Origin of the sequence: Paracoccus spongiarum, assembly GCF_030732095.1 — a bacterium.
Classification (GTDB): Bacteria; Pseudomonadota; Alphaproteobacteria; order Rhodobacterales; family Rhodobacteraceae; genus Paracoccus; species Paracoccus spongiarum.
The window spans coordinates 1-21,340 of the sequence record NZ_JAVAMQ010000029.1; the positions used below are offsets into that span (position 1 = coordinate 1).

Here is a 21,340-nt window from a genome sequence, read left to right on the forward strand (position 1 = left end):
CCCGAAATGCCCCCGTAGTCGGCGTTCGATCTCGTCAATCCTCATCCGGCGCCGTCACGGGTCATGCGGATCCTCCTGATTGCCAGCGCCCGCCGCACCGCCGCGCGCACCAGTCGCCACGCGGGGCGCCGGTCGGAATCGCCGCGCTCCGGTTTGCAAACGTGCGTGAGCGGAACGGGTTCCGCCGTGCCGCCCGTGCAGCCGGGGAAACGGGAAAGGCCCGGCCTTGCGGGCCGGGCCTTTCGGGTCATGTGCCTGCGCTTACGCGTCGCTGTCGCCGCCGGTGACGTCGGCGAAGGCGTCGCCGGGCGCGGTCTCCTCGACCGCCGGCGCGGCCAGCGCGGCGGCGGCCTCTGCCTCGGCGCGCCGGGCCTCGATCACCTCCATGTCACGCTCGGTCGCGATGCGCCGGACGCGGGCGGTGGCGCCGCCGGTGCCGGCGGGGATCAGCCGGCCGACGATGACGTTCTCCTTCAGCCCGACCAGCTTGTCGCGCTTGCCCTGCACGGCGGCCTCGGTCAGCACGCGGGTCGTTTCCTGGAACGAGGCGGCCGAGATGAAGCTGCGGGTCTGCAGGCTGGCCTTGGTGATGCCCAGAAGCACCGGCTCGCCCGTGGCGCGGCGGCCACCCTTGGCTTCGATCTTGGCGTTCTCTTCCTCGAACTCGTCGCGCTCGACATGCTCGCCCTTCAGCAGCGTGGTGTCGCCGCTGTCGAGGATCTCGATCTTCTGCAGCATCTGCCGCACGATCACCTCGATGTGCTTGTCGTTGATCTTCACGCCCTGCAGCCGGTAGACGTCCTGCACCTCGTCGATCAGGTAGTCGGCCAGAGCCTCGATCCCCATGATGCGCAGGATGTCGTGGGGCGCCGGGTTGCCGTCCATGATGTAGTCACCCTTCTGCACGAAGTCACCTTCCTGCACCGGGATGTGCTTGCCTTTCGGCACCATGTACTCGACCGGATCGCGACCCTCTTCGGACGGCTCGATGCTGATGCGGCGCTTGTTCTTGTAGTCCTTGCCGAACCGCACATAGCCGTCGATCTCGGCGATGATCGCGTGATCCTTGGGACGGCGCGCCTCGAACAGTTCCGCCACGCGCGGCAGACCGCCGGTGATGTCCTTGGTCCGGGCGCCTTCGCGCGGGATGCGGGCCACCACGTCGCCCGGGCGGATCTCCTGCCCGTCCTCGACCGACAAGATGGCGTCCACCGACATCGGATAGCTGACCGGGTTGCCCTGGTCGTTGCGCACCGGCTCGCCGTTCTCATCCATGATGATGATCTCGGGCTTCAGATCGTTGCCCTTGGGCGCGGAACGCCAGTCGGTCACGATCTTCTGGGTCATGCCGGTGGCATCGTCGGTCTCGTCGCGCACCGAGATGCCGGAGAGCAGGTCGACGAACTTCGCCACGCCGCCCTTTTCCGCGATGATCGGCAGGGTGTAGGGGTCCCATTCGTAAAGCTTGGCGCCGCGGATCACCCGCTCGCCTTCCTTCACGAACAGCTTGCTGCCGTAGAACAGCTTGTGGCTGGCACGCTCCTGCCCCTGCTCGTCCATGACCAGCAACTGCATGTTGCGCGACATCACGACCTGTTCGCCATTTGCGTTGGCAAGGACGCTTTCGTTGCGGAACTGCACCGTGCCCTCGTGCGAGGCGGCCTGGAACGACTGCTGGCCGCCCTGGGCGATGCCGCCGATGTGGAAGGTCCGCATCGTCAGCTGGGTGCCCGGCTCGCCGATCGACTGGGCGGCGATGATGCCGACCGCCTCGCCGATATTGACCAGCGTGCCGCGGGCCAGATCGCGGCCATAGCACAGCGCGCAGACCCCGTCCTCGGATTCGCAGGTCAGCGCCGAACGGATGCGGACCGTCTGCACGCCTGCCGCCTCGATGGCGTCGGCCTTGCGCTCGTCGATGATCTCGCCGCCGCGGACGATGATCTCGTCCTCGCCCGGCACCAGCACGTCCTCGGCCGCAGTCCGGCCCAGCACGCGCTCGGCCAGCGGGCTGATGACCTCGCCGTCATTGACGGCCGCGCTGGCGGTGATCGCCTGCTCGGTGCCGCAATCATGCTCGCGGATGATGCAGTCCTGCGCCACGTCCACCAGGCGCCGCGTCAGGTAGCCCGAGTTCGCGGTCTTCAACGCCGTATCCGACAGGCCCTTCCGGGCGCCGTGGGTCGAGTTGAAGTATTCCAGAACCGTCAGGCCCTCCTTGAAGTTCGAGATGATCGGCGTCTCGATGATCTCGCCGTTCGGCTTGGCCATCAGCCCGCGCATCCCGCCCAGCTGCTTCATCTGGTTGGTCGAACCCCGGGCGCCCGAATGGGCCATCATGTAGACCGAATTCGGCTCCATCTCGGCGCCGTTGGCGTCCTTCTTGGTGGCCGAGATGGTCGACATCATCGCCTCGGTCACGCGGTCGTTGCATTTCGACCAGGCGTCCACGACCTTGTTGTACTTCTCGCCCTGGGTGATGAGACCGTCCAGATACTGCTGTTCGAACTCCTTCACCTGCTCCTGCACCTCGTCCACGATGGTCCACTTGTTGTCGGGGATCACCATGTCGTCCTTGCCGAAGCTGATGCCGGCGCGGAACGCCTCGCGGAAGCCGAGGCCCATGATCTGGTCGCAGAAGATCACCGATTCCTTCTGGCCGCAGTAGCGGTAGACGGTGTCGATGACGACCTGCACGTCCTTCTTGCGCAGCAGGCGGTTGACCAGCTCGAACGGCGCCTTGGCGTTCATCGGCAGCAGCGCACCCAGGCGGACACGGCCCGGCGTGGTCTCGAACCGCTTGACGACCTCGATGCCGTTCTCGTCGATCTGCTTGATCCGCGCGGTGATCTTGGCGTGCAGATGCACCTCGCCGGCGGCAAGGGCGTGCTCGACCTCGTCGACATTGGCGAAGGCCATGCCCTCGCCCTTCATGCCGTCGCGCTGCATCGAGACATAGTAGAGGCCCAGCACCATGTCCTGCGACGGCACGATGATCGGCGCGCCGTTGGCCGGCGACAGCACGTTGTTCGTGGACATCATCAGCACGCGCGCTTCCAGCTGCGCCTCAAGGCTCAGCGGAACGTGGACGGCCATCTGGTCGCCGTCGAAATCGGCGTTGAAGGCAGAACAGACCAGCGGGTGCAGCTGGATCGCCTTGCCCTCGATCAGGATCGGCTCGAACGCCTGGATGCCCAGACGGTGCAGCGTGGGTGCGCGGTTCAGCAGCACCGGATGCTCGCGGATCACCTCGTCCAGGATGTCCCAGACCTCGGGGCGTTCCTTTTCGACCAGCTTCTTGGCCTGCTTGACGGTCGAGGACAGACCCTTCGCCTCGAGCCGCGAATAGATGAACGGCTTGAACAGCTCCAGGGCCATCTTCTTGGGCAGGCCGCACTGGTGCAGCTTCAGTTCGGGGCCGGTCACGATGACCGAGCGGCCCGAGAAGTCGACCCGCTTGCCCAGAAGGTTCTGGCGGAAGCGCCCCTGCTTGCCCTTCAGCATGTCCGACAGCGACTTCAGCGGGCGACGGTTGTTGCCCGTGATGACGCGGCCGCGACGGCCGTTGTCGAACAGCGCATCGACCGATTCCTGCAACATGCGCTTTTCGTTGCGCACGATGATGTCGGGCGCGCGCAGCTCGATCAGCCGCTTGAGGCGGTTGTTCCGGTTGATGACGCGACGATACAGGTCGTTCAGGTCCGAGGTGGCGAACCGGCCGCCGTCCAGCGGCACCAGCGGGCGCAGTTCCGGCGGGATGACCGGAATGACCGTCAGCACCATCCATTCGGGCCGGTTGCCCGATTCCAGGAAGGATTCGACGATCTTCAGCCGCTTGATGATCTTCTTGGGCTTCAGCTCGCCCGTCGCCTCTTTCAGGTCCTCGCGCAGCTGTTCCGCGGTCGCGGCCAGGTCGATATTGGCCAGCATCGCGCGGATCGCCTCGGCGCCGATATCAGCCTGGAAGGCGTCGGCGCCGAAATTGTCCTGCGCGTCAAGGAACTCCTCTTCGCTCAGCAACTGGCCATAGGTCAGGTCGGTCAGGCCCGGCTCGATCACAACGTAGTTTTCGAAGTAGAGGATGCGTTCCAGGTCGCGCAGCGTCATGTCCAGCATCAGGCCGATGCGCGAGGGCAGCGACTTCAGGAACCAGATATGGGCGACCGGCGCGGCCAGTTCGATATGGCCCATGCGTTCGCGGCGGACCTTTTGCAGCGTGACTTCAACGCCGCATTTCTCGCAGACGAGACCGCGATATTTCATTCGCTTGTATTTGCCGCACAGGCATTCGTAGTCCTTGATCGGACCGAAGATGCGCGCGCAGAACAGGCCGTCACGTTCCGGCTTGAACGTGCGGTAGTTGATCGTCTCGGGCTTCTTCACCTCGCCGAAGGACCAGGCAAGGATTTCCTCAGGCGAGGCCAGCGAGATCTTGATTTCGTCGAACTGCCGCGGCGGGGCCAGCGGGTTCAGGGGATTGGTGGCAAGTTCCTGGTTCATTTTCAGATCCTAATGAAGGGCACGGGGGGAACGGATGAGGGCCGAAGCCCTCATTCCTCTTCCTCCGCATCCAGGAGTTCCATGTTGAGGCCCAGACCCCGGACCTCCTTGACCAGCACGTTGAACGATTCCGGCACGCCGGCCTCGAAATTGTCCTCGCCCTTGACGATGGACTCGTAGACCTTGGTGCGGCCGGCAACATCGTCCGACTTGACGGTCAGCATTTCCTGCAGGGTGTAGGCGGCGCCATAGGCTTCCAGCGCCCAGACCTCCATCTCACCCAGACGCTGGCCACCGAACTGCGCCTTGCCGCCCAGCGGCTGCTGGGTCACGAGGCTGTAGGGCCCGGTCGAGCGGGCATGCATCTTGTCATCGACAAGGTGGTGCAGCTTGAGGACGTATTTCATCCCCACGGTGACCTTGCGGGCGAACTGTTCGCCCGTGCGGCCATCGAACACCACCGACTGCCCCGAACTGTCGAAGCCCGCGCGGGTCAGCGCGTCGTTGACGTCCACCTCCTTGGCGCCGTCGAAGACCGGCGTGGCGATCGGCACGCCCGAACGCACCGTGTCGGCATGGTCGCGCAGGGTGTCGTCGTCCATTCCCTCGAAGGTCTCGGCATACAACTCGTCGCCATAGCCGATCCGCATCGCCTCGCGCACCGGGGACATGTCGCCGCTACGGCGATAGTTCTCCAGCGCCTCGTCGATCCTGATGCCAAGACCACGGCTGGCCCAGCCCATGTGGGTTTCAAGGATCTGGCCGACATTCATCCGCGACGGCACGCCCAGGGGGTTGAGCACCAGGTCGACGGGGGTACCGTCGGCCAGGAACGGCATGTCCTCGATCGGCACGACCTTGGACACGACACCCTTGTTGCCGTGGCGACCGGCCATCTTGTCGCCGGCCTGCAGCTTGCGCTTCACCGCGACGAAGACCTTGACCATCTTCATCACGCCCGGCGGCAGGTCGTCGCCCTGGCGGACCTTTTCTACCTTGTCGTCAAAGCGATGCTCCAGAGCCTTCTTCTGGCTGTCGTATTGCTGGTTCAGCGCCTCGACCTCCTTGGCGAGGTCCTCTTCGCCGATGGCCAGCTGCCACCACTGGCCACGGCTCAGCGTGGCCAGCAGATCGTCGGTGATCTCGCTGTTGGGCCGAACGCCCTTCGGACCCTTCACCGCGACCTTGCCGAGGATCAGCGATTTCAGGCGCGCATAGATGTTGCGGTCCAGGATCGCCTGTTCGTCGTCGCGGTCACGGGCCAGACGCTCGACCTCTTCACGCTCGATCTGCAGGGCGCGTTCGTCCTTGTCGACGCCGTGGCGGTTGAACACCCGGACCTCGACGATGGTGCCATAGGCCCCCGGCGGCAGGCGCAGCGAGGTGTCGCGCACATCGGACGCCTTTTCGCCGAAGATCGCGCGCAGCAGCTTTTCTTCCGGCGTCATCGGGCTTTCGCCCTTGGGGGTGATCTTGCCCACCAGGATGTCGCCCGGACCGACTTCGGCGCCGATATAGACGATGCCCGCCTCGTCGAGGTTGCGCAGGGCTTCCTCGCCGACATTCGGGATGTCGCGGGTGATCTCTTCCGGGCCCAGCTTGGTGTCGCGGGCCGCCACCTCGTATTCGTCGATATGGATCGAGGTGAACACGTCGTCGCGGTGGATCCGTTCCGAGATCAGGATCGAGTCTTCATAGTTGTAGCCGTTCCACGGCATGAAGGCGACGACCACGTTGCGGCCGATGGCTAGTTCGCCCTGATCGGTCGAGGGACCGTCGGCGATGACCTGACCGCCCACCACCTTCTCGCCCACCTTCACCAGCGGCCGCTGGTTGATGGTCGAGGACTGGTTCGACCGCTTGAACTTGCGCAGACGATAGATGTCCACGCCGGCATCGCCGGCTTCCAGGTTCTCGGTCGCGCGCACGACGATACGCTGCGCGTCGACCTGGTCGATGACCCCGCCCCGGCGCGCGGTGATCGCGGCGCCGGAATCGCGGGCCACGACGGCCTCCATGCCGGTGCCGACGAAGGGCGCCTCGGCACGCAGCAGCGGCACCGCCTGACGCTGCATGTTCGAGCCCATCAGCGCGCGGTTGGCGTCGTCGTTTTCAAGGAAGGGGATCAGCGCGGCGGCGACCGAGACCAGCTGCTTCGGCGACACGTCGATCAGATCGACGGCATCGACGGGGTTCAGCATGAAATCGCCCGACTGGCGGGTGCTGATCAGCTCGTCGACGAAATTGCCCTCGGCATCCAGCGTCGCGTTGGCCTGCGCCACGGTGTGGCGCATTTCCTCGGTCGCGGACATGTAGACGACCTCGTCGGTCACCTTGCCCTCGATCACCTTGCGGTAGGGGGTCTCGATGAAGCCGTACTTGTTCACCCGCGCGAAGGTCGCGAGGCTGTTGATGAGGCCGATGTTCTGGCCTTCCGGCGTTTCGATCGGGCACATACGGCCGTAATGGGTCGGGTGAACGTCGCGGACCTCGAAGCCCGCGCGCTCGCGCGTCAGGCCGCCCGGCCCAAGCGCCGACAGGCGGCGCTTGTGCGTCACCTCGGACAGCGGGTTGGTCTGGTCCATGAACTGCGACAGCTGCGAGCTGCCGAAGAATTCACGGACCGCCGCCGCCGCCGGCTTGGCGTTGATCAGGTCCTGCGGCATCACGGTGTCGATCTCGACGCCCGACATGCGTTCGCGGATCGCCCGCTCCATGCGCAGCAGGCCGACGCGATATTGGTTCTCCATCAGCTCGCCGACCGAGCGGACCCGGCGGTTGCCCAGATGGTCGATGTCGTCGATCTCGCCCTTGCCATCCCGCAGTTCCACCAGACCGCGCACGCAGGCCACGATATCTTCGTGACGCAGGGTGCGCTGGGTGTCGGGCGCGTCCAGATCGAGGCGCATGTTCATCTTGACCCGGCCCACGGCGGACAGGTCATAGCGTTCGCTGTCGAAGAACAGGCTGTTGAACAGGTTCGAGGCGGCCTCGACGGTGGGCGGCTCGCCGGGGCGCATGACGCGGTAGATGTCCATCAGGGCACCGTCGCGGTTCATGTTCTTGTCGGCGGCCATGGTGTTGCGGATGTAGGGCCCGACATTGACATGGTCGATGTCCAGCACCGGGATTTCGGTCACGCCATTGTCCAGCAGCGCCTTGAGCAGGCCGCCATTCAACTCGCCGTCGCGATCGTATTCGGCGGTGATCTCGTCGCCGGCCTCGGCATAGATCAGGCCGGTCTCGTCATTGACGATGTCCTTCGCGACAAAGCGGCCGATGATCCGCTCGAACGGGACCAGCAGGTTGATCTGCTCGCCCGATTCCTGAAGCTTCTTGACCAGCCGCGGGGTGACCTTCTCGCCCGCCTTGGTGATGACCTCGCCGGTCTCGGCGTTCACCAGGTCATAGGCCGGGCGGGTGCCGCGCACGCGCTCGGGGAAGAAGCGCGTGACCCAGCCCTGCGCGCGGCCCTCGCGGCGCAGGCTGTAGTCGACGGTCTCGTAGAAGGCGTCCATGATCGCCTCCTGGTCCATGCCGAGGGCATAGAGCAGCGTCGTCACCGGCAGTTTCCGCCGGCGGTCGATGCGCGCGAAGACCAGATCCTTGGCGTCGAATTCGAAGTCCAGCCACGAGCCGCGATAGGGGATGATGCGGCAGGCGAACAGCAGCTTGCCCGAGGAATGGGTCTTGCCGCGGTCATGGTCGAAGAACACGCCGGGGCTGCGGTGCATCTGGGACACGACGACGCGTTCGGTGCCGTTCACGATGAAGGTGCCGTTCGTGGTCATCAGGGGCATGTCGCCCATGAACACGTCCTGCTCCTTGATGTCCTTGACGGATTTGGCGCCGGTGTTCTCATCGACATCGAACACGATCAGACGCAGCGTCACCTTCAGCGGCGCGGCATAGGTCATGTCGCGCTGCTGGCACTCCTCGACGTCGTATTTCGGACGCTCGAGATCGTATTTCACGAATTCCAGCGTCGCGGTCTCGTTGAAGTCCTTGATCGGAAAGACCGACTGGAAAACACCCTGAATCCCCTCGCCATCGTGATGGGCGCTGCCCTCGCCGGAATTCAGGAACAGGTCGTAGGAGGATTTCTGAACCTCGATCAGGTTCGGCATCTCCAGAACTTCACGGATGTTGCCATAATAGCGGCGGATCCGCTTCTGGCCGACGTAAGCTTGCGCCATGGGTCTTGTCACCTTTCGTCTTCGCGCGATCGCCGGGTCGGGGCCCCCGGGGATCGGCCTACGAATGCAGGGGTGAGATCCAATTCACGCCGCCCGTCCCACCGTGCGGCTCCCGAATCCCGAACATGCCCTGAAGGAAGGTCCCTTGCCGTCCGGTGCCCGGACCGCCCTTCAAGACAGGTTCGGCAGGGACCGGGAAACCCCGGACCCTGCCACATTTCCACCAGTCCGAGGACCGATTACTTCAGTTCGACCTTGGCGCCAGCGGCTTCCAGTTTGGTCTTCAGCTCTTCGGCCTCGGCTTTCGCCGCGCCTTCCTTCACCTTGCCGCCGGCTTCCACCAGATCCTTGGCCTCTTTCAGGCCCAGGCCGGTGATCGCGCGCACTTCCTTGATCACGTTGATCTTGTTGGCGCCGGCGTCGGTCAGGACGACGTCGAATTCGGTCTTTTCCTCGACGGCCTCGGCGGCAGCGGCCGGGCCGGCCATCATGACGGCGCCGCCGGCGGCCGGCTCGATGCCGTATTCGTCTTTCAGGATGGTCTTCAGTTCCTGGGCTTGCAGCAGGGTCAGGCCCACGATTTCTTCGGCGAGTTTTTTCAGGTCAGCCATTTTTCCGTTCTTTCCAGTTAGTGTTCCAACGTCGGGTGTTCAACCACCAGTCGGGAATGGGTTGCTTACGCAGCCTCACGCTCCTCGAGGGTCGTGAGGATGCTCGCGATGTTCGAAGCAGGCGCGCCAATGGCACCGGCGATGTTGCTGGCAGGCGCACCGAGGCACGACACGATCTGAGCGATCAGCTCTTCACGCGACGGCATCGAGGCGACGGCTTTCACACCGGCGGGGTCCAGCGCCGTGTCACCCATCGCACCGCCCAGGATCACGAAGCGCTCGTTGTCCTTGGCGTATTTGTCGGCGATCCGCGCAGCAGCGGTCGGATCCTCCGAATAGGTGATCACGGTCATGCCCGTCAGGTAGTCGGCGATGCTTGCGCAGGCCTTCCCTTCCAGGGCGATCTTGGCGAGCTTGTTCTTGGCCACGCGAACGGAGCCGCCGGCTTCGCGCATGCGCGAGCGGAGGTCCTGCATATGTGCAACCGTCATCCCCTCGTAGTGGGCAACCACCACGACGCCAGAGCTTTCAAAGATCTGGCCGAGTTCTTCGACCACCTGTTCTTTTTGTGCTCTATCCACGGTTTCACTCCAAGTTGGGGGTTTCCCCCCGGCTCTCACTTTCCCGTGCCCGGAACCGGGCGACGGGTCGGGTCCGCTAGGGCAAGATCGCCCGAAGATAGTCCCGCAGGGGGTCTTCGGAAAAATGCTTCCCCATCTCAGGAAGGACATTAAGCGGGGCCGGTCGAAACCGGCATCCGCACCCTCCGTCTCGGACAGGACGGGGCGGCCTTGGCTGCCCCGTCATCCCCGGCCTGGGCCGGGAAATCCTCAGTTGCCGGTCGCCGACACCACGTCGACCGACACGCCCGGCCCCATGGTCGAACTGATCGAGACCTTCTTCATGTAGGTCCCCTTGGCGCCCGTCGGCTTGGCCTTCTGCACCGCGTCGACGAAGGCGCGCAGGTTCTGGGCCAGCTTGTCGGCGTCGAACGACACCTTGCCGATGCCGGCGTGGACGACGCCCGCCTTCTCGGCCTTGAACTGCACCTCGCCGCCCTTGGCGGCGTTGACGGCGGCGGTCACGTCCATCGTCACCGTGCCGACCTTGGGGTTCGGCATCAGGTTGCGCGGGCCCAGGATCTTGCCCAGGCGACCGACCAGCGGCATCATGTCCGGCGTCGCGATGCAGCGGTCGAACTCGATCTTGCCCGACTGGATGGTTTCCATCAGGTCCTCGGCGCCGACGATGTCGGCACCGGCCGCCTTGGCCTCGTCGGCCTTGGGTCCGCGCGCGAACACGGCGACGCGGACGTCCTTGCCGGTGCCGGCGGGCAGGGTCACCACACCGCGAACCATCTGGTCGGCATGGCGCGGGTCGACGCCCAGGTTCAGCGCGATCTCGACGGTCTCGTCGAACTTGGCCGAGGCGCTGGACTTGACCAGGCTGACCGCATCCTCGACCGTCAGGTTCGACTTGCCGTCAAAGGCGGCGCGGGCCGCGGCTTTCTTCTTGGAAATCTTTGCCATGGCTCAGCCCTTCACCTCGATACCGATCGACCGGGCAGAGCCCAGGATGATCTTCATCGCCTGATCGACGTCATTGGCCGACAGGTCGGCCATCTTCGCCTCGGCGATCTCGCGGACCTGCTTCACGGTCACCGTGCCGGCCACGTTGCGGCCAGGCTTGTCCGAGCCCTTCGGACGGTTCCGCTTGCCCACCGGCTTCAGGCCGGCGGCCTTCTTCAGCAGGAACGACGCCGGCGGCGTCTTGGTCTCGAAGGTGAACGACTTGTCGGCGTAGTAGGTGATCACCACGGGAACGGGCGAGCCCTGCTCCATCTCCTGCGTCTTGGCGTTGAACGCCTTGCAGAATTCCATGATGTTGATGCCGCGCTGACCCAGGGCGGGGCCAACGGGGGGCGACGGGTTCGCCTGACCCGCCTTGATCTGCAGCTTCAGCTGCCCGACGACTTTCTTGGCCATCTGGCCTTCTCCTTACATCATCAAGCCCCGATGGGCCGATTTAGCGGTGCGGCCCGGCCCTGCGACCGGAACCTCCCGCGACAGATCACGCGGTCTTGGCGACCTGCGTGAATTCCAGCTCGACCGGCGTCGGCCGGCCGAAGATCGACACCGTGACCTTGATGCGCGACGAGATCTCGTCGACCTCCTCGACCATCCCCGAGAAGCCCTCGAAGGGGCCGTCGGTCACGTTCACCTTCTCGCCCACGTCGAAGCGGATAAGGTTGCGCGGCGCGGCGGGTTCGCCGTCGCCAGTGCGGTGCAGCATCATGTTCACCTCGTCGTCGCGCATCGGCATGGGCTTGCCCTGCGCGCCGAGGAAGCCGGTGACCCGGTTGATCGAGTTCACCAGGTGGTAGGTGCGGTCCGACATGTCCATGTGGACCAGCACATAGCCCGGCATGAAGCGCCGTTCCGAGGTGACCTTCTTGCCGCGGCGGATCTCGATGACCTCTTCGGTCGGGACCAGCACCTCGTCGATCTCGCCCTCGAGCCCCTTCTCGGCGGCGGCCTGGCGAATCGCCTCGGCAACCTTCTTCTCGAAGTTCGACAGGACGCTGACCGAATACCAACGCTTTGCCATGTTTCGATCGACCCCTGCTCGTCCTGAGGGAATCACGCGCGGCGCGCGCCAAGCCCTTGAAATTCAATGCGTCCGGAAAAATCGAAATCGGCGCGCATGCGGATTCGATGCACGCCGCTTTCCGGACAGTCGGGGGCAGATACCGCCGCGCGTCCGGAATTGCAAGCCCCGATCAGCCGCTGATGAGGCGCAGCCCCTCGGTGATGCCGAAGCGGATCGCCAGGTCCACGAGGAAGAAGAACACGCTGGCCAGCGCCGCCATGATGAACACCATGATGGTGGTCGTGATGACCTCGCGGCGGGTCGGCCAGGTGATCTTGGCGGCCTCGGCACGGACCTGGTTGATGAACTGGACGGGGTTTGCCACGCGCGGCTCCTTCGCAATGTCAGCGGGTCATGTATCGCCCGCCGCGCCGCGATTCAAGCCCGCATGGCAGGACCACCGGGCAGGCACCGCCGGGGCACGGAAGGCGCACCGGGCGTGCACAGGCCGTACACCGACAACGCACGCCGCGTTAACGCCCGCGAAAGGCCGCGCAACGCCCGGCGGGAAGCGGCGGGCGGCGCTGCCGATGCCCCCTCGCATGGCGAGACCGTGTCGCGTGGCGATGGCGTGTCGGATGGCGATGGCGTGGACGGCGACTGGCAGGGGTTGGGGGACTCGAACCCACGACCCTCGGTTTTGGAGACCGATGCTCTACCAACTGAGCTAAACCCCTGCGGTCGAGCGCCGGTTTACGGCAGCCGCCCCGGCGGTGCAAGCGGAATTGACGCGCCCGGACGGCGCGGCCGCGGCGCTATTCGGCCGCGTCCGCCGCCAGAAAGCCGCCCGACTGCCGGGCCCAGAGCCGGGCGTAAAGCCCGTCCCGGGCCAGCAGCTCGGCATGGCTGCCCTGCTCGGCGATGCGGCCCCGGTCCATCACCACCAGCCGGTCCATCGCGGCGATGGTCGACAGCCGGTGCGCGATCGCGATGACGGTCTTGCCGGCCATCAGCGCCTGCAGGCGGGACTGGATCGCGGCCTCGACCTCGCTGTCCAGCGCGCTTGTCGCCTCGTCCAGCACCAGGATCGGGGCATCCTTCAGGGCGACGCGGGCGATGGCGATGCGCTGGCGCTGGCCGCCCGACAGCTTGACCCCGCGTTCGCCCACATGCGCGTCAAGCCCGCGCCGGCCGGCGCTGTCGGACAGGGCGGGCACGAAATCCTGCGCCTCGGCCATGCGCAGCGCCGCGGCGATCTGCGCCGCGTCGGCATCGGGGCGGCCATAGGCAATATTGTCGCGCACCGAGCGGTGCAGCAGCGAGCTGTCCTGCGTGACCACGCCGATCGCCGCGCGCAGGCTGTCCTGCGTGACCCGCGCGATGTCCTGCCCGTCGATGGTGATGCGCCCGCCCTCGATGTCGTGAAACCGCAGCAGCAGGTTCACCAGCGTCGATTTTCCCGCGCCCGACCGGCCGACCAGACCGACCCGCTCGCCCGGCGCGATCTGCAGGGTCAGGTCGTCCAGCACCGCCATCGGCTGGCCGCCCGCCGCGCCGCCATAGCGGAAGGTCACGTTGCGGAAGTCCACCGCGCCCGGTCCGGGCCGCAGCGGCCGGGCATCCGGCGCGTCGCGCACCTCGCGCGGCAGGGCGAGGCTGGCAATGCCGTCGCGCACCGTGCCGATATTCTCGAACAGGGCGGCGAATTCCCACATGATCCAGTGCGCCATGTTGTTCAGCCGCATCGCCAGCGGCACCGCGACCACCACCGCGCCGGTGGCCACCCGCCCCTCGGACCACAGCCACAGGCCAAGCGCCGTCACCGACCCGACCAGCGCGACATTGATCAGGTTCAGCGTCACGTCCTGGATGCTGCTGAGCCGCATCTGCGCATGCACGGTGGTCAGGAAGCGATCCATGCTGCGGCGCATCCATGCCTCTTCGCGGGCCGAATGCGAAAACAGCTTGACGGTGGCGATGTTGGTATAGCTGTCGACCACCCCGCCGGTCATCGCCGAGCGGGCATCGGCCTGCTGCTGGGCCACCCGGCCGAGGCGCGGCACGATCTGCCACAGCATCACGCCATAGGCCGCGGCCCAGGCCAGGAAGGGCAGCGCCAGCCGCCAGTCCTGGCTGGCCGCCAGCACCAGCGCGCCGAGGAAGTAGATCAGCACATAACTGCCCACATCGGTCAGCTTCATCGCCACCTCGCGGACCGCCAGCGCGGTCTGCATCAGGCGCTGCGCGATGCGGCCGGCGAATTCGTCCTGGAAATAGCCGATCGACTGGCGCAGCAGATAGCGGTGCGCCTGCCAGCGGATGCGCTGCGGGAAATTGCCCATCAGCGACTGGTGCAGCACCAGCGCGGCCAGCAGGTTCAGGGCCGGCAGAAGGACCAGCAGCACAAGGGCCATCATCGCCAGCCGCGCGCCCTCCTGCTGCCAGAACAGGCCGGGGGGCGTGTCGCCCAGCCGGTCGACCAGCTCGCCCAGCCAGCCGAACAGCATCACCTCGATCACCGCGATGACGCCCGACAGCAGCGCCAGCAGCGCCAGCCAGGGGATCGCGCCGCGGCTGTAATGCAGCACGAAGCCCCACAGGCTGCGCGGCGGCATGCCGGGCGGCGTGTCGGGATAGGGGTCGATGCGGCGTTCGAACCAGGTGAACATGGGCTGTTCCCGATCTGGGTTGCGGCGTCGGGGTTGCTCCGTCCGGGTTGCTCCGTCCGGGTTGCTCCGTCCGGGCCGTGGCGTTCGGACCGTGGCGGCGGAAGGCAAACTGCTGGCCCCGCGCGGCCGCCATGTCAAGCCGCCGCGCCCGTCGCGGCGCGGACTGATCTTTGTTCACCCTGCCGCGACCGCGGGAACGCATCCGCCCGCAAGCCGTTGGGGGGGCGAATGTCGTGCCGCCGCGGCGGCCGAACCGATCCCGAAAGGAGAAGCCGATGACCATCAAGAACCTCAAGGATCTGTATCTGGACCAGCTGAAGGACCTGTATTCGGCCTGCAAGCAGTCGATGCCGATGGTGACGGAACTGGGCCGCGCCGCGAAATCGCGCGAGCTGTCCGAGGCGCTGATCGCCGGCAACCAGGGCATTGCCCGCGGCATGGAGGTTCTGGCCAGCATCTGCGACGGCCACGGCATGGACCCGACCGGCGAACATTGCCGCGGCATGGAGGGGCTGATCGTCGAGGCCCGCAAGCACGGCATCGAGGCCAGCTATGGCGACGAGGATGCCCATGACGCGGCGATCATCACCCAGTATCAGCGCATGGCCCATTACGCCATCGCGGGCTATGGCTGCGTGCGCACCTTCGCGAACCGGCTGGGCCTCGACGGCGACGCCGCCGCGCTGCAGGAATGCCTGGACAACACCTGGGAAGGCGACCGGCACATGACCCGGATCGCCGAGGGCGGCGTGAACATGGCCGCGGTTGACGGCCGCTAGGCAGCCGCCGGCGAGCCCCCTTCCGCCCTGTCTTCCTATCCCCAGTCTTAACGAGTTGCGGCCCCGCTCCCCCACGGCGGGGCCGCGTTTTTACGGGTCTGGCGGGCCCCGGAGGTGGCGGCCTCAGAGATGTCTTGACTCGGGGGCCTCGGCCCACCAGTTGTCGGCGGCGCCGTCGGCGTGATGGATCGGCGCGGCGACCAGATCCGCCAGCGGCACATCGTCCAGCGCGCTCACGCAGACCTGCACGAAGCGGCCGCCCAGTTCGGCCAGCACGCCCTCGGTCCACAGCCTCGTGCCGCAGCGCCCGCAAAAGCGGTGATGCATCCCCACCCGGTCGGCGCGGGCCAGCGGGGTTTCGGCCAGCGCCTCGGCGCCGCGGATCAGCCGGAAGCCGTCCGGGTCGGGCAACAGCATCTCCCAGTAGCGCATCTTGCGGCAGAAGCGGCAGTTGCAGCGCATCGTGCCGCGGGCAAGGTCGCCCTCGGCCTCGAAGGCGACCGCCCCGCAGAAGCAGCTGCCACGATACAGCGTCATGCCGCGCCCCCCTCATCCGGCATGGCCCCCTCATCCGCCATGGCGCCGTCGTGGCAGACCGCCTCGATGTTGTGGCCGTCCGGGTCCAACACGAAGGCCGCGTAATAGCCGGGATGGTAATGGGGGCGCAGGCCGGGCGCGCCGTTGTCGCGCCCGCCGGCGGCCAGCGCCGCGGCGTGGAAATCCGCGACCGCGGCGCGGTCGGGGGCGGCAAGGGCGAGATGCGCCCCCGTGGTGGGCGGCCTGCCGGTGCCGATCCAGAAGGCCGGGCTGCCGTCGCGGCCAAGCCCCAGATGGGCGCCCTGCCCGCCGGTCATCTCCTCGGTGACCTCGATCAGCACCGCGATGCCGAGAGGCGCCAGCGCCGCCTCATAGAAGGCGCGGGCGGCGGGCAGGTCCGAGACGGCAAGGCCGATATGATCGATCATGGCGGGCTCCGTGATGCATGATGCCGGGGTCGGGACAGCATGGTGCAGGGCTGCTGCCAGATCGGGTCAGCAGCGGGCCGGCGGGGGCACGGTGCCTGCGCGGAAGGACAGCGCGACCGGGCCGGGACAGCGGCCCAGGGCTGCGGATCAGGGCAGCGGGTCGGCGACATGCTCGTGCCAGTCGACCGCGCGGCCGTCCAGCCGTTCCTGGATGGCCAGATGGCTCATCGCGGACTGCGCGGTGGCGCCGTGCCAGTGCCGCTCGCCGGGATCGAACCAGACGACATCGCCCGGATGCAGCAGCTCGACCGGACCGCCCTCGCGCTGCGCCAGCCCCTGCCCGGTCAGGATCAGCAACGTCTGGCCCAGCGGATGGGTATGCCAGGCGGTCCGCGCGCCGGGCCGGAAGCTGACGACCGCGGCGGCCACCCGCGCGGGCGCGGGCGCCGCGATGACCGGGGCGATCTGCACCGCGCCGCTGAACCAGGCGGACGGCCCCGCCTCGTCGCCGCGATCTGCGTTTCGGGTGATCTGCATGGCGCTCCCTGATCCGTCGCAATGCCCCGAGCCTGACACCGCCGCGGCCGCGCGGCAAAGGAAAAAGGGCGCGCCGCCCGCATCGGGGCGGCGCGCCGGTCCGACCTGACGGTGGCCCGCCCGAAAATTGCCCGCCCGAAAATTGCCCGTCCGGAGATCGTCCGCGTGCAGGTTGCCGGCCTAGAGGTTGCCGGCCTGCATCTCGCGGGCGATGTGGTCGGCCTGACGGATCGCCAGCGCGACGATGGTCAGGGTCGGGTTCTCGGCCGCGCCGGTCGTGAACTGGCTGCCATCGCTGACGAAGAGGTTCGGGATGTCATGCGTCTGGCCCCAGCGGTTGACCACGCCATCCTCGGGGCGTTCGGACATGCGGTTGGTGCCGAGGTTGTGCGTCGAGGGATAGGGCGGCGTCGGCAGGGTGCGGGTCGCGCCCATGGCCTTGTACATCGCCTGCCCGCGATCATAGGCGTGGTTGCGCATCGCGATGTCGTTCGGGTGGTCGCTGTAATGCACATTCGCGACCTTCAGCCCGAACTTGTCCACCGTGTCGGACAGGGTGACGCGGTTGTCGGCCTGCGGCATGTCCTCGCCCACGATCCACATGCCGGCCATGTTCTCGTACTGGTCCAGCGCCGAGGTGAATTCGCGCCCCCAGCTGCCCGGATCGAGGAAGGCCGCCATGAAGGGGATGCCGAGGCTGAGGGTTTCCAGCTCGTAGCCGCCCACGAAGCCGCGCGCGGGATCGTGACGCGCCTCGTCCTGGACGATGCCGGCCATCGTGGTGCCGCGCCACATGCGCACCGGCTTCTCGAAGATGCCATAGACCGATCCGGTGGTGTGGCGCATGTAGTTGCGCCCGACCTGCCCCGAGCTGTTGGCCAGCCCGTCGGGAAACATCCCGCTGGCCGAGTTCAGCAGCAGGCGCGGGCTTTCGAAGGTGTTGCCGGCCACGGCGACCAGTCGCGCGGCCTGGAACTGCAGGGCACCGTCCTTGTCGAAATACTCGACCCCGGTGACGCGGCCCGTGTCGTCATGCAGGATGCGGGCCGCGTGGGAATGGTCGCGCACCTCCAGATTGCCGGTCGCCTCGCCCTTGGGGATGTCGGTATAGGCCGCCGACCACTTGGCGCCCCATTTGCAGCCCTGGAAGCAGAAGCCGGTCTGCTGGCAGGCCGGCCGGTCGTCATTGTCGATGCTGTTGATCGCCATGCGCCCGGTCGAGACCTCCTTGTAGCCAAGCGCCCTGGCGCCGGCCTCGAAGACCTTGTAGTTGTTGTTGCCGGGCAGGCCCGGAAAGGCACCGCTGCGGGTCACGCCCAGCTTGGCCTCGGCCTTGTCGTACCAGGTCGCCATCTCGGCGGCGTCGATGGGCCAGTCCATCAGGCTTGCGCCCTCGACCGCGCCATAGGTGGTCAGCGCCTTCCATTCGTGATCCTGAAAGCGGATCGAGGCCCCGGCCCAATGCGTCGTCGTGCCGCCCACCGCCTTCACGATCCAGGCGGGCAGGCCGCTGAAATCGCGCGCCACCCGCCAGTCGCCGCTGGTCGTGCGCGGGTCGGTCCAGGCCAGCTGGCCGAAACTTTCCCATTCGTCGTTGACGTAATCCTCGGGCAGATAGCGCCCGCCGGCCTCCAGCGCCACGACCTTGACGCCCTTCTGCGCCAGTTCGTTGGCCAGCACCCCGCCGCCCGCGCCGGTGCCGATGATGACGACCACGCTGTCGTCCTTCAGATCGAATTTCGCTGCCTCAGCCATGATTGCCTGCCTCCCTCACAGCCAGTCGATGTCGTCGAAACCGCGGTCGATGTAACCGCCCTGCGAGAAGGACTCGCCCTCGTAGCCGAAGACCGGCCAGACCTCTTTCTGGTTGTAGAGCCCGGTCACCAGACCGCCGCGCACGGCCTGGAAGAACGGCGTGTCCTCGAGCCCGCGCAGGATGGCGACGCGATCGGCCTCCCAGCCGGCGGCCAGATAGCTGTCGAAGCCCGCGGCCTTCGCGGCGGCGTCCAGCGCGGCGACGCCCTCGGCGACCATCGCCTTGTGGTCCTCGCTGTCATGGCCCTTGACGGCGATGGCGTAGAAGCGGTCGCCGATCCGGTCATGCGGATAGATGTCGCGCGCCATCTGCAGCAGCGTCGCCATCTCGTGTTCGCTGATCGCCGTCACCTCGACCGCCCAGGCGGCGTCGGGCGCGGCGATGAAGCCGGCCCCCGCCACCGCCAGCGCCCCGGCCGCCGCGGCCCGCGACAAGAGCGCGCGCCGGGTCAGCCCCTGCTTTCTCAATTGCGACATGGGTCCTCCTCCCCTGTTGTCTGCCGGCGGCCTCTCCCCTGGCCGCCGGTCCGGTCATTGGTATCGGCCGCCCCGCTTCAGCACCTCGATCTGGTAGCCGTCGGGATCGGCGATGAAGAAGAAGCGGGCGATCACCGCGCCGCCGGGCGCGAAATCGACCAGCTTGCGCGGCGCGAAGCCCTCGGCCTCGAGCCGGGCGTGCAGCGCGTCCACATCCTCGACCGAGAAGGCGACATGGCCGTAGCCGTCGCCCAGATCATAGGGCTCGGTCCGGCCCTTGTTGACGGTGAGTTCCAGTTCGGTCCCGCTTTCGCCATTCGACAGGTAGATCAGCGTGAAGCTGTCGAAATCCAGCCGCTCGGCCACCTTCAGCCCGAAGCAGCGGTCGTAGAACGCGACCGAGCGCGCCTCGTCCAGCACGCGGATCATGGAATGGATGTATTTCGCCATGAAGGCCCCCTTGCCTGCCCGTTCATCGACAAGGCTAAGGGCCCGGGGCGGGGCGCGGGTAGTATCGGATTACTACAGCCGCGTTTTCGCGATCACTCGGCCGCGATGGCGGCGGGCGCAAGCTGCGCGTCCTCGCCCAGATGGATCGTGCAGGCGCAGCGCAGCAGCGAGGTGAAGTTCGGCGCCTCGCCATGCAGTTCCAGCACCTCGGCATGAAGCCTGGAGATGAAGGCCGGGGTGCTGACCCCTTCCCGCGCGGCGATGTCGTCGAGGATGTTCCAGAAGGCCCGTTCCAGCCGGATCGAGGTCGATTGCCCGTTCAGCCGCAGCCGCCGCGTCACGGTCTCGTAGCGTCCGGGGTCCTGCCCCGCGAAGATCTGGCACATCAGCTTGATCCGTTCCACCCTGAAGCCCCGATCTTGCGGCAGAAGCGCGCGGCGGTCAACGATGCCCGGCCTGTCGGGATGGTCAGGCCCGCCTGCGCCGGGGCGCGGTCAGTCGGGGGTCTCGCGGTGGTCCAGCAGCTTTTGCAGGAAGACCAGGTCCAGCCAGGCGCCGAACTTGGTGCCGACCTGCGGCAGCAGGCCCACCTGCCGGAAGCCCAGCGATTCATGCAGCCGGATCGAGCCGCTGTTGCCGGCCTCGACGCCCGCCACCATCGCGTGCTTGCGCAGCGCGCGCGCCCGGTCGATCAGCGCCAGCATCAGCGCCCGCCCGATGCCGCCGCCCTGCCGGTCGTGGCGGACATAGACCGAATGTTCAACGGTGTGGCGATAGCCCTCGAAGGCGCGCCAGTCGCCGAAGGCTGCGTAGCCCAGCACCGTGTGGCCATCGTCCAGCGCGACGAGGACCGGATAGCCGGCCCGGTGGCGCTCGGCCAGCCAGGCGCGGCGGTTGGCGATGTCGACCTCGGTGGCGTTCCAGATCGCCGTCGTGTGGCGGATGGCATGGTTGTGAATCGCCGTGATGCCCGGCAGGTCGGCGTCGGCGGCGTCGCGGATCAGCATGTCGGGTGCCCCTCTCTGCGCGCCGAGAATGGCGGCGGCGGCGCGCAAAGGGAAGGGCCAGCGGGCGCCTGAGGCGCCGTCGTCAGCCGCCCCGCAGCATCCGCCACAGCGCCGGCCCCTGCATCACCAGCACCCCCGCCAGCACCAGCCCCGCGCCGATCAGACGCGGCGTGTCCAGCGGGCGGCGCTGGAAGCCCACCGCGCCCAGCTGGTCGATCAGCATGGCGGCGAGGATCTGGCCCGCGATCAGCGCCAGCATGAAGCCCGCCGCACCCAGCCGCGGCGCCATGATGACCGCGGCGGTGACATAGATGGCGCCGGCCGCGCCCCCCAGCCAGATCCAGCGCGGCTGGCCGGCCAGCGCGGCCAGCTGCGGCAGCGGCACGCGCAGCGCCAGAAGCACCGGAACCAGCAGCACCGCGCTGAGCGCCAGCGACACCAGCGCGGCCCACAGCGGATGGCCCAGCGCCCGCGCCAGCATCGCATTCGCGCCGGCCTGCATCGGGATGACGGCTCCGGCGAAGACCGCCGTCAGAAGCGCGATGAGCAGCTGCATCCTGGACCCCCGTTATCGTGGCGCTCGGCGCCGAGCTGCGCGAGCCTAGCAGCCAGGGGCGCGCCCCGCCGCCCCGCATCTGCGCAAGGCTGATTTGCGCGATTGTGGATAATCGCCGGCCACGCGACCGGGCCGTCGGGGCCGCGCAAAAGCCGAAGGGGCCGCCCTTGCGGACGGCCCCCTGTCTCT

19 protein-coding genes and 1 tRNA gene are annotated in these 21,340 nt (G+C 67.2%); 1 reads left to right on the forward strand and 19 read right to left on the reverse strand.

Going from position 1 to position 21,340, the window contains the following annotated elements; all coding sequences use genetic code 11:
- Positions 1-261 precede the first annotated feature (261 nt).
- From rpoC to Q5Y72_RS18190, 10 genes are all read right to left on the reverse strand, one after another.
- A complete protein-coding gene (gene rpoC / locus Q5Y72_RS18145; protein WP_305964830.1) occupies positions 262-4,500 on the reverse strand; it encodes a DNA-directed RNA polymerase subunit beta' in 4,239 nt (1,412 codons plus the stop codon).
- 50 nt (positions 4,501-4,550) lie between these two features.
- Positions 4,551-8,696: a DNA-directed RNA polymerase subunit beta gene (rpoB, locus tag Q5Y72_RS18150; RefSeq protein ID WP_305964831.1), complete on the reverse strand. Its 4,146-nt coding sequence runs from the start codon at positions 8,694-8,696 to the stop codon at positions 4,551-4,553.
- Between the two features lie 239 nt (positions 8,697-8,935).
- Entirely contained in the window at positions 8,936-9,307 is a 372-nt protein-coding gene (gene rplL, locus Q5Y72_RS18155) for a 50S ribosomal protein L7/L12 (protein WP_305964832.1), read from the reverse strand.
- 65 nt (positions 9,308-9,372) lie between these two features.
- Positions 9,373-9,888, reverse strand: a complete 516-nt coding sequence (gene rplJ, locus Q5Y72_RS18160; protein ID WP_305964833.1) for a 50S ribosomal protein L10 — start codon at positions 9,886-9,888, stop codon at positions 9,373-9,375.
- Positions 9,889-10,137: 249 nt separating this feature from the next.
- Positions 10,138-10,836 (reverse strand): 50S ribosomal protein L1, encoded by a 699-nt coding sequence (rplA, locus tag Q5Y72_RS18165; protein WP_305964834.1) that lies wholly within the window; start codon positions 10,834-10,836, stop codon positions 10,138-10,140.
- A 3-nt stretch (positions 10,837-10,839) separates the two neighbouring features.
- Positions 10,840-11,292, reverse strand: coding sequence for a 50S ribosomal protein L11 (rplK, locus tag Q5Y72_RS18170; RefSeq protein ID WP_305964835.1), 453 nt, complete (start codon positions 11,290-11,292; stop codon positions 10,840-10,842).
- Between the two features lie 85 nt (positions 11,293-11,377).
- Entirely contained in the window at positions 11,378-11,914 is a 537-nt protein-coding gene (gene nusG, locus Q5Y72_RS18175) for a transcription termination/antitermination protein NusG (protein ID WP_305964836.1), read from the reverse strand.
- A 172-nt stretch (positions 11,915-12,086) separates the two neighbouring features.
- On the reverse strand, positions 12,087-12,281 hold the full coding sequence (gene secE, locus Q5Y72_RS18180) for a preprotein translocase subunit SecE (RefSeq protein ID WP_305964837.1): 195 nt from the start codon (positions 12,279-12,281) through the stop codon (positions 12,087-12,089).
- Positions 12,282-12,557: 276 nt separating this feature from the next.
- Positions 12,558-12,633, reverse strand: a tRNA-Trp gene (locus Q5Y72_RS18185).
- Positions 12,634-12,711: 78 nt separating this feature from the next.
- A complete protein-coding gene (locus tag Q5Y72_RS18190) occupies positions 12,712-14,565 on the reverse strand; it encodes an ABC transporter ATP-binding protein (RefSeq protein ID WP_305964838.1) in 1,854 nt (617 codons plus the stop codon).
- Between the two features lie 275 nt (positions 14,566-14,840).
- On the opposite strand from Q5Y72_RS18190, the gene Q5Y72_RS18195 reads away from it, so the two are divergent.
- Complete coding sequence (locus Q5Y72_RS18195) at positions 14,841-15,344, forward strand: DUF892 family protein (RefSeq protein ID WP_305964839.1); 504 nt, start codon at positions 14,841-14,843, stop codon at positions 15,342-15,344.
- 123 nt (positions 15,345-15,467) lie between these two features.
- Here Q5Y72_RS18195 and Q5Y72_RS18200 read toward each other — a convergent pair whose 3' ends face one another.
- The 9 genes from Q5Y72_RS18200 to Q5Y72_RS18240 form a co-directional block, all read right to left on the reverse strand.
- Positions 15,468-15,881 (reverse strand): GFA family protein, encoded by a 414-nt coding sequence (locus Q5Y72_RS18200; RefSeq protein ID WP_305964840.1) that lies wholly within the window; start codon positions 15,879-15,881, stop codon positions 15,468-15,470.
- Positions 15,878-16,309, reverse strand: coding sequence for a VOC family protein (locus Q5Y72_RS18205; protein ID WP_305964841.1), 432 nt, complete (start codon positions 16,307-16,309; stop codon positions 15,878-15,880). The genes Q5Y72_RS18200 and Q5Y72_RS18205 overlap by 4 nt, the downstream gene beginning before the upstream one ends.
- A gap of 147 nt (positions 16,310-16,456) precedes the next feature.
- A complete protein-coding gene (locus Q5Y72_RS18210) occupies positions 16,457-16,846 on the reverse strand; it encodes a (R)-mandelonitrile lyase (RefSeq protein ID WP_305964842.1) in 390 nt (129 codons plus the stop codon).
- A 180-nt stretch (positions 16,847-17,026) separates the two neighbouring features.
- Complete coding sequence (locus Q5Y72_RS18215; protein WP_305964843.1) at positions 17,027-18,601, reverse strand: GMC family oxidoreductase; 1,575 nt, start codon at positions 18,599-18,601, stop codon at positions 17,027-17,029.
- A 15-nt stretch (positions 18,602-18,616) separates the two neighbouring features.
- The gene (locus Q5Y72_RS18220) at positions 18,617-19,138 is read right to left on the reverse strand and encodes a Twin-arginine translocation pathway signal (protein ID WP_305964844.1); all 522 of its coding nucleotides are present in this window, start codon (positions 19,136-19,138) and stop codon (positions 18,617-18,619) included.
- Positions 19,139-19,192: 54 nt separating this feature from the next.
- Complete coding sequence (locus tag Q5Y72_RS18225; RefSeq protein ID WP_305964845.1) at positions 19,193-19,588, reverse strand: VOC family protein; 396 nt, start codon at positions 19,586-19,588, stop codon at positions 19,193-19,195.
- Between the two features lie 92 nt (positions 19,589-19,680).
- Positions 19,681-19,974, reverse strand: a complete 294-nt coding sequence (locus Q5Y72_RS18230; RefSeq protein WP_305964846.1) for a ribbon-helix-helix domain-containing protein — start codon at positions 19,972-19,974, stop codon at positions 19,681-19,683.
- Between the two features lie 108 nt (positions 19,975-20,082).
- Positions 20,083-20,595, reverse strand: coding sequence for a GNAT family N-acetyltransferase (locus Q5Y72_RS18235; RefSeq protein WP_305964847.1), 513 nt, complete (start codon positions 20,593-20,595; stop codon positions 20,083-20,085).
- 82 nt (positions 20,596-20,677) lie between these two features.
- Positions 20,678-21,151, reverse strand: a complete 474-nt coding sequence (locus Q5Y72_RS18240) for a DMT family transporter (RefSeq protein ID WP_305964848.1) — start codon at positions 21,149-21,151, stop codon at positions 20,678-20,680.
- Positions 21,152-21,340: the final 189 nt, after the last annotated feature.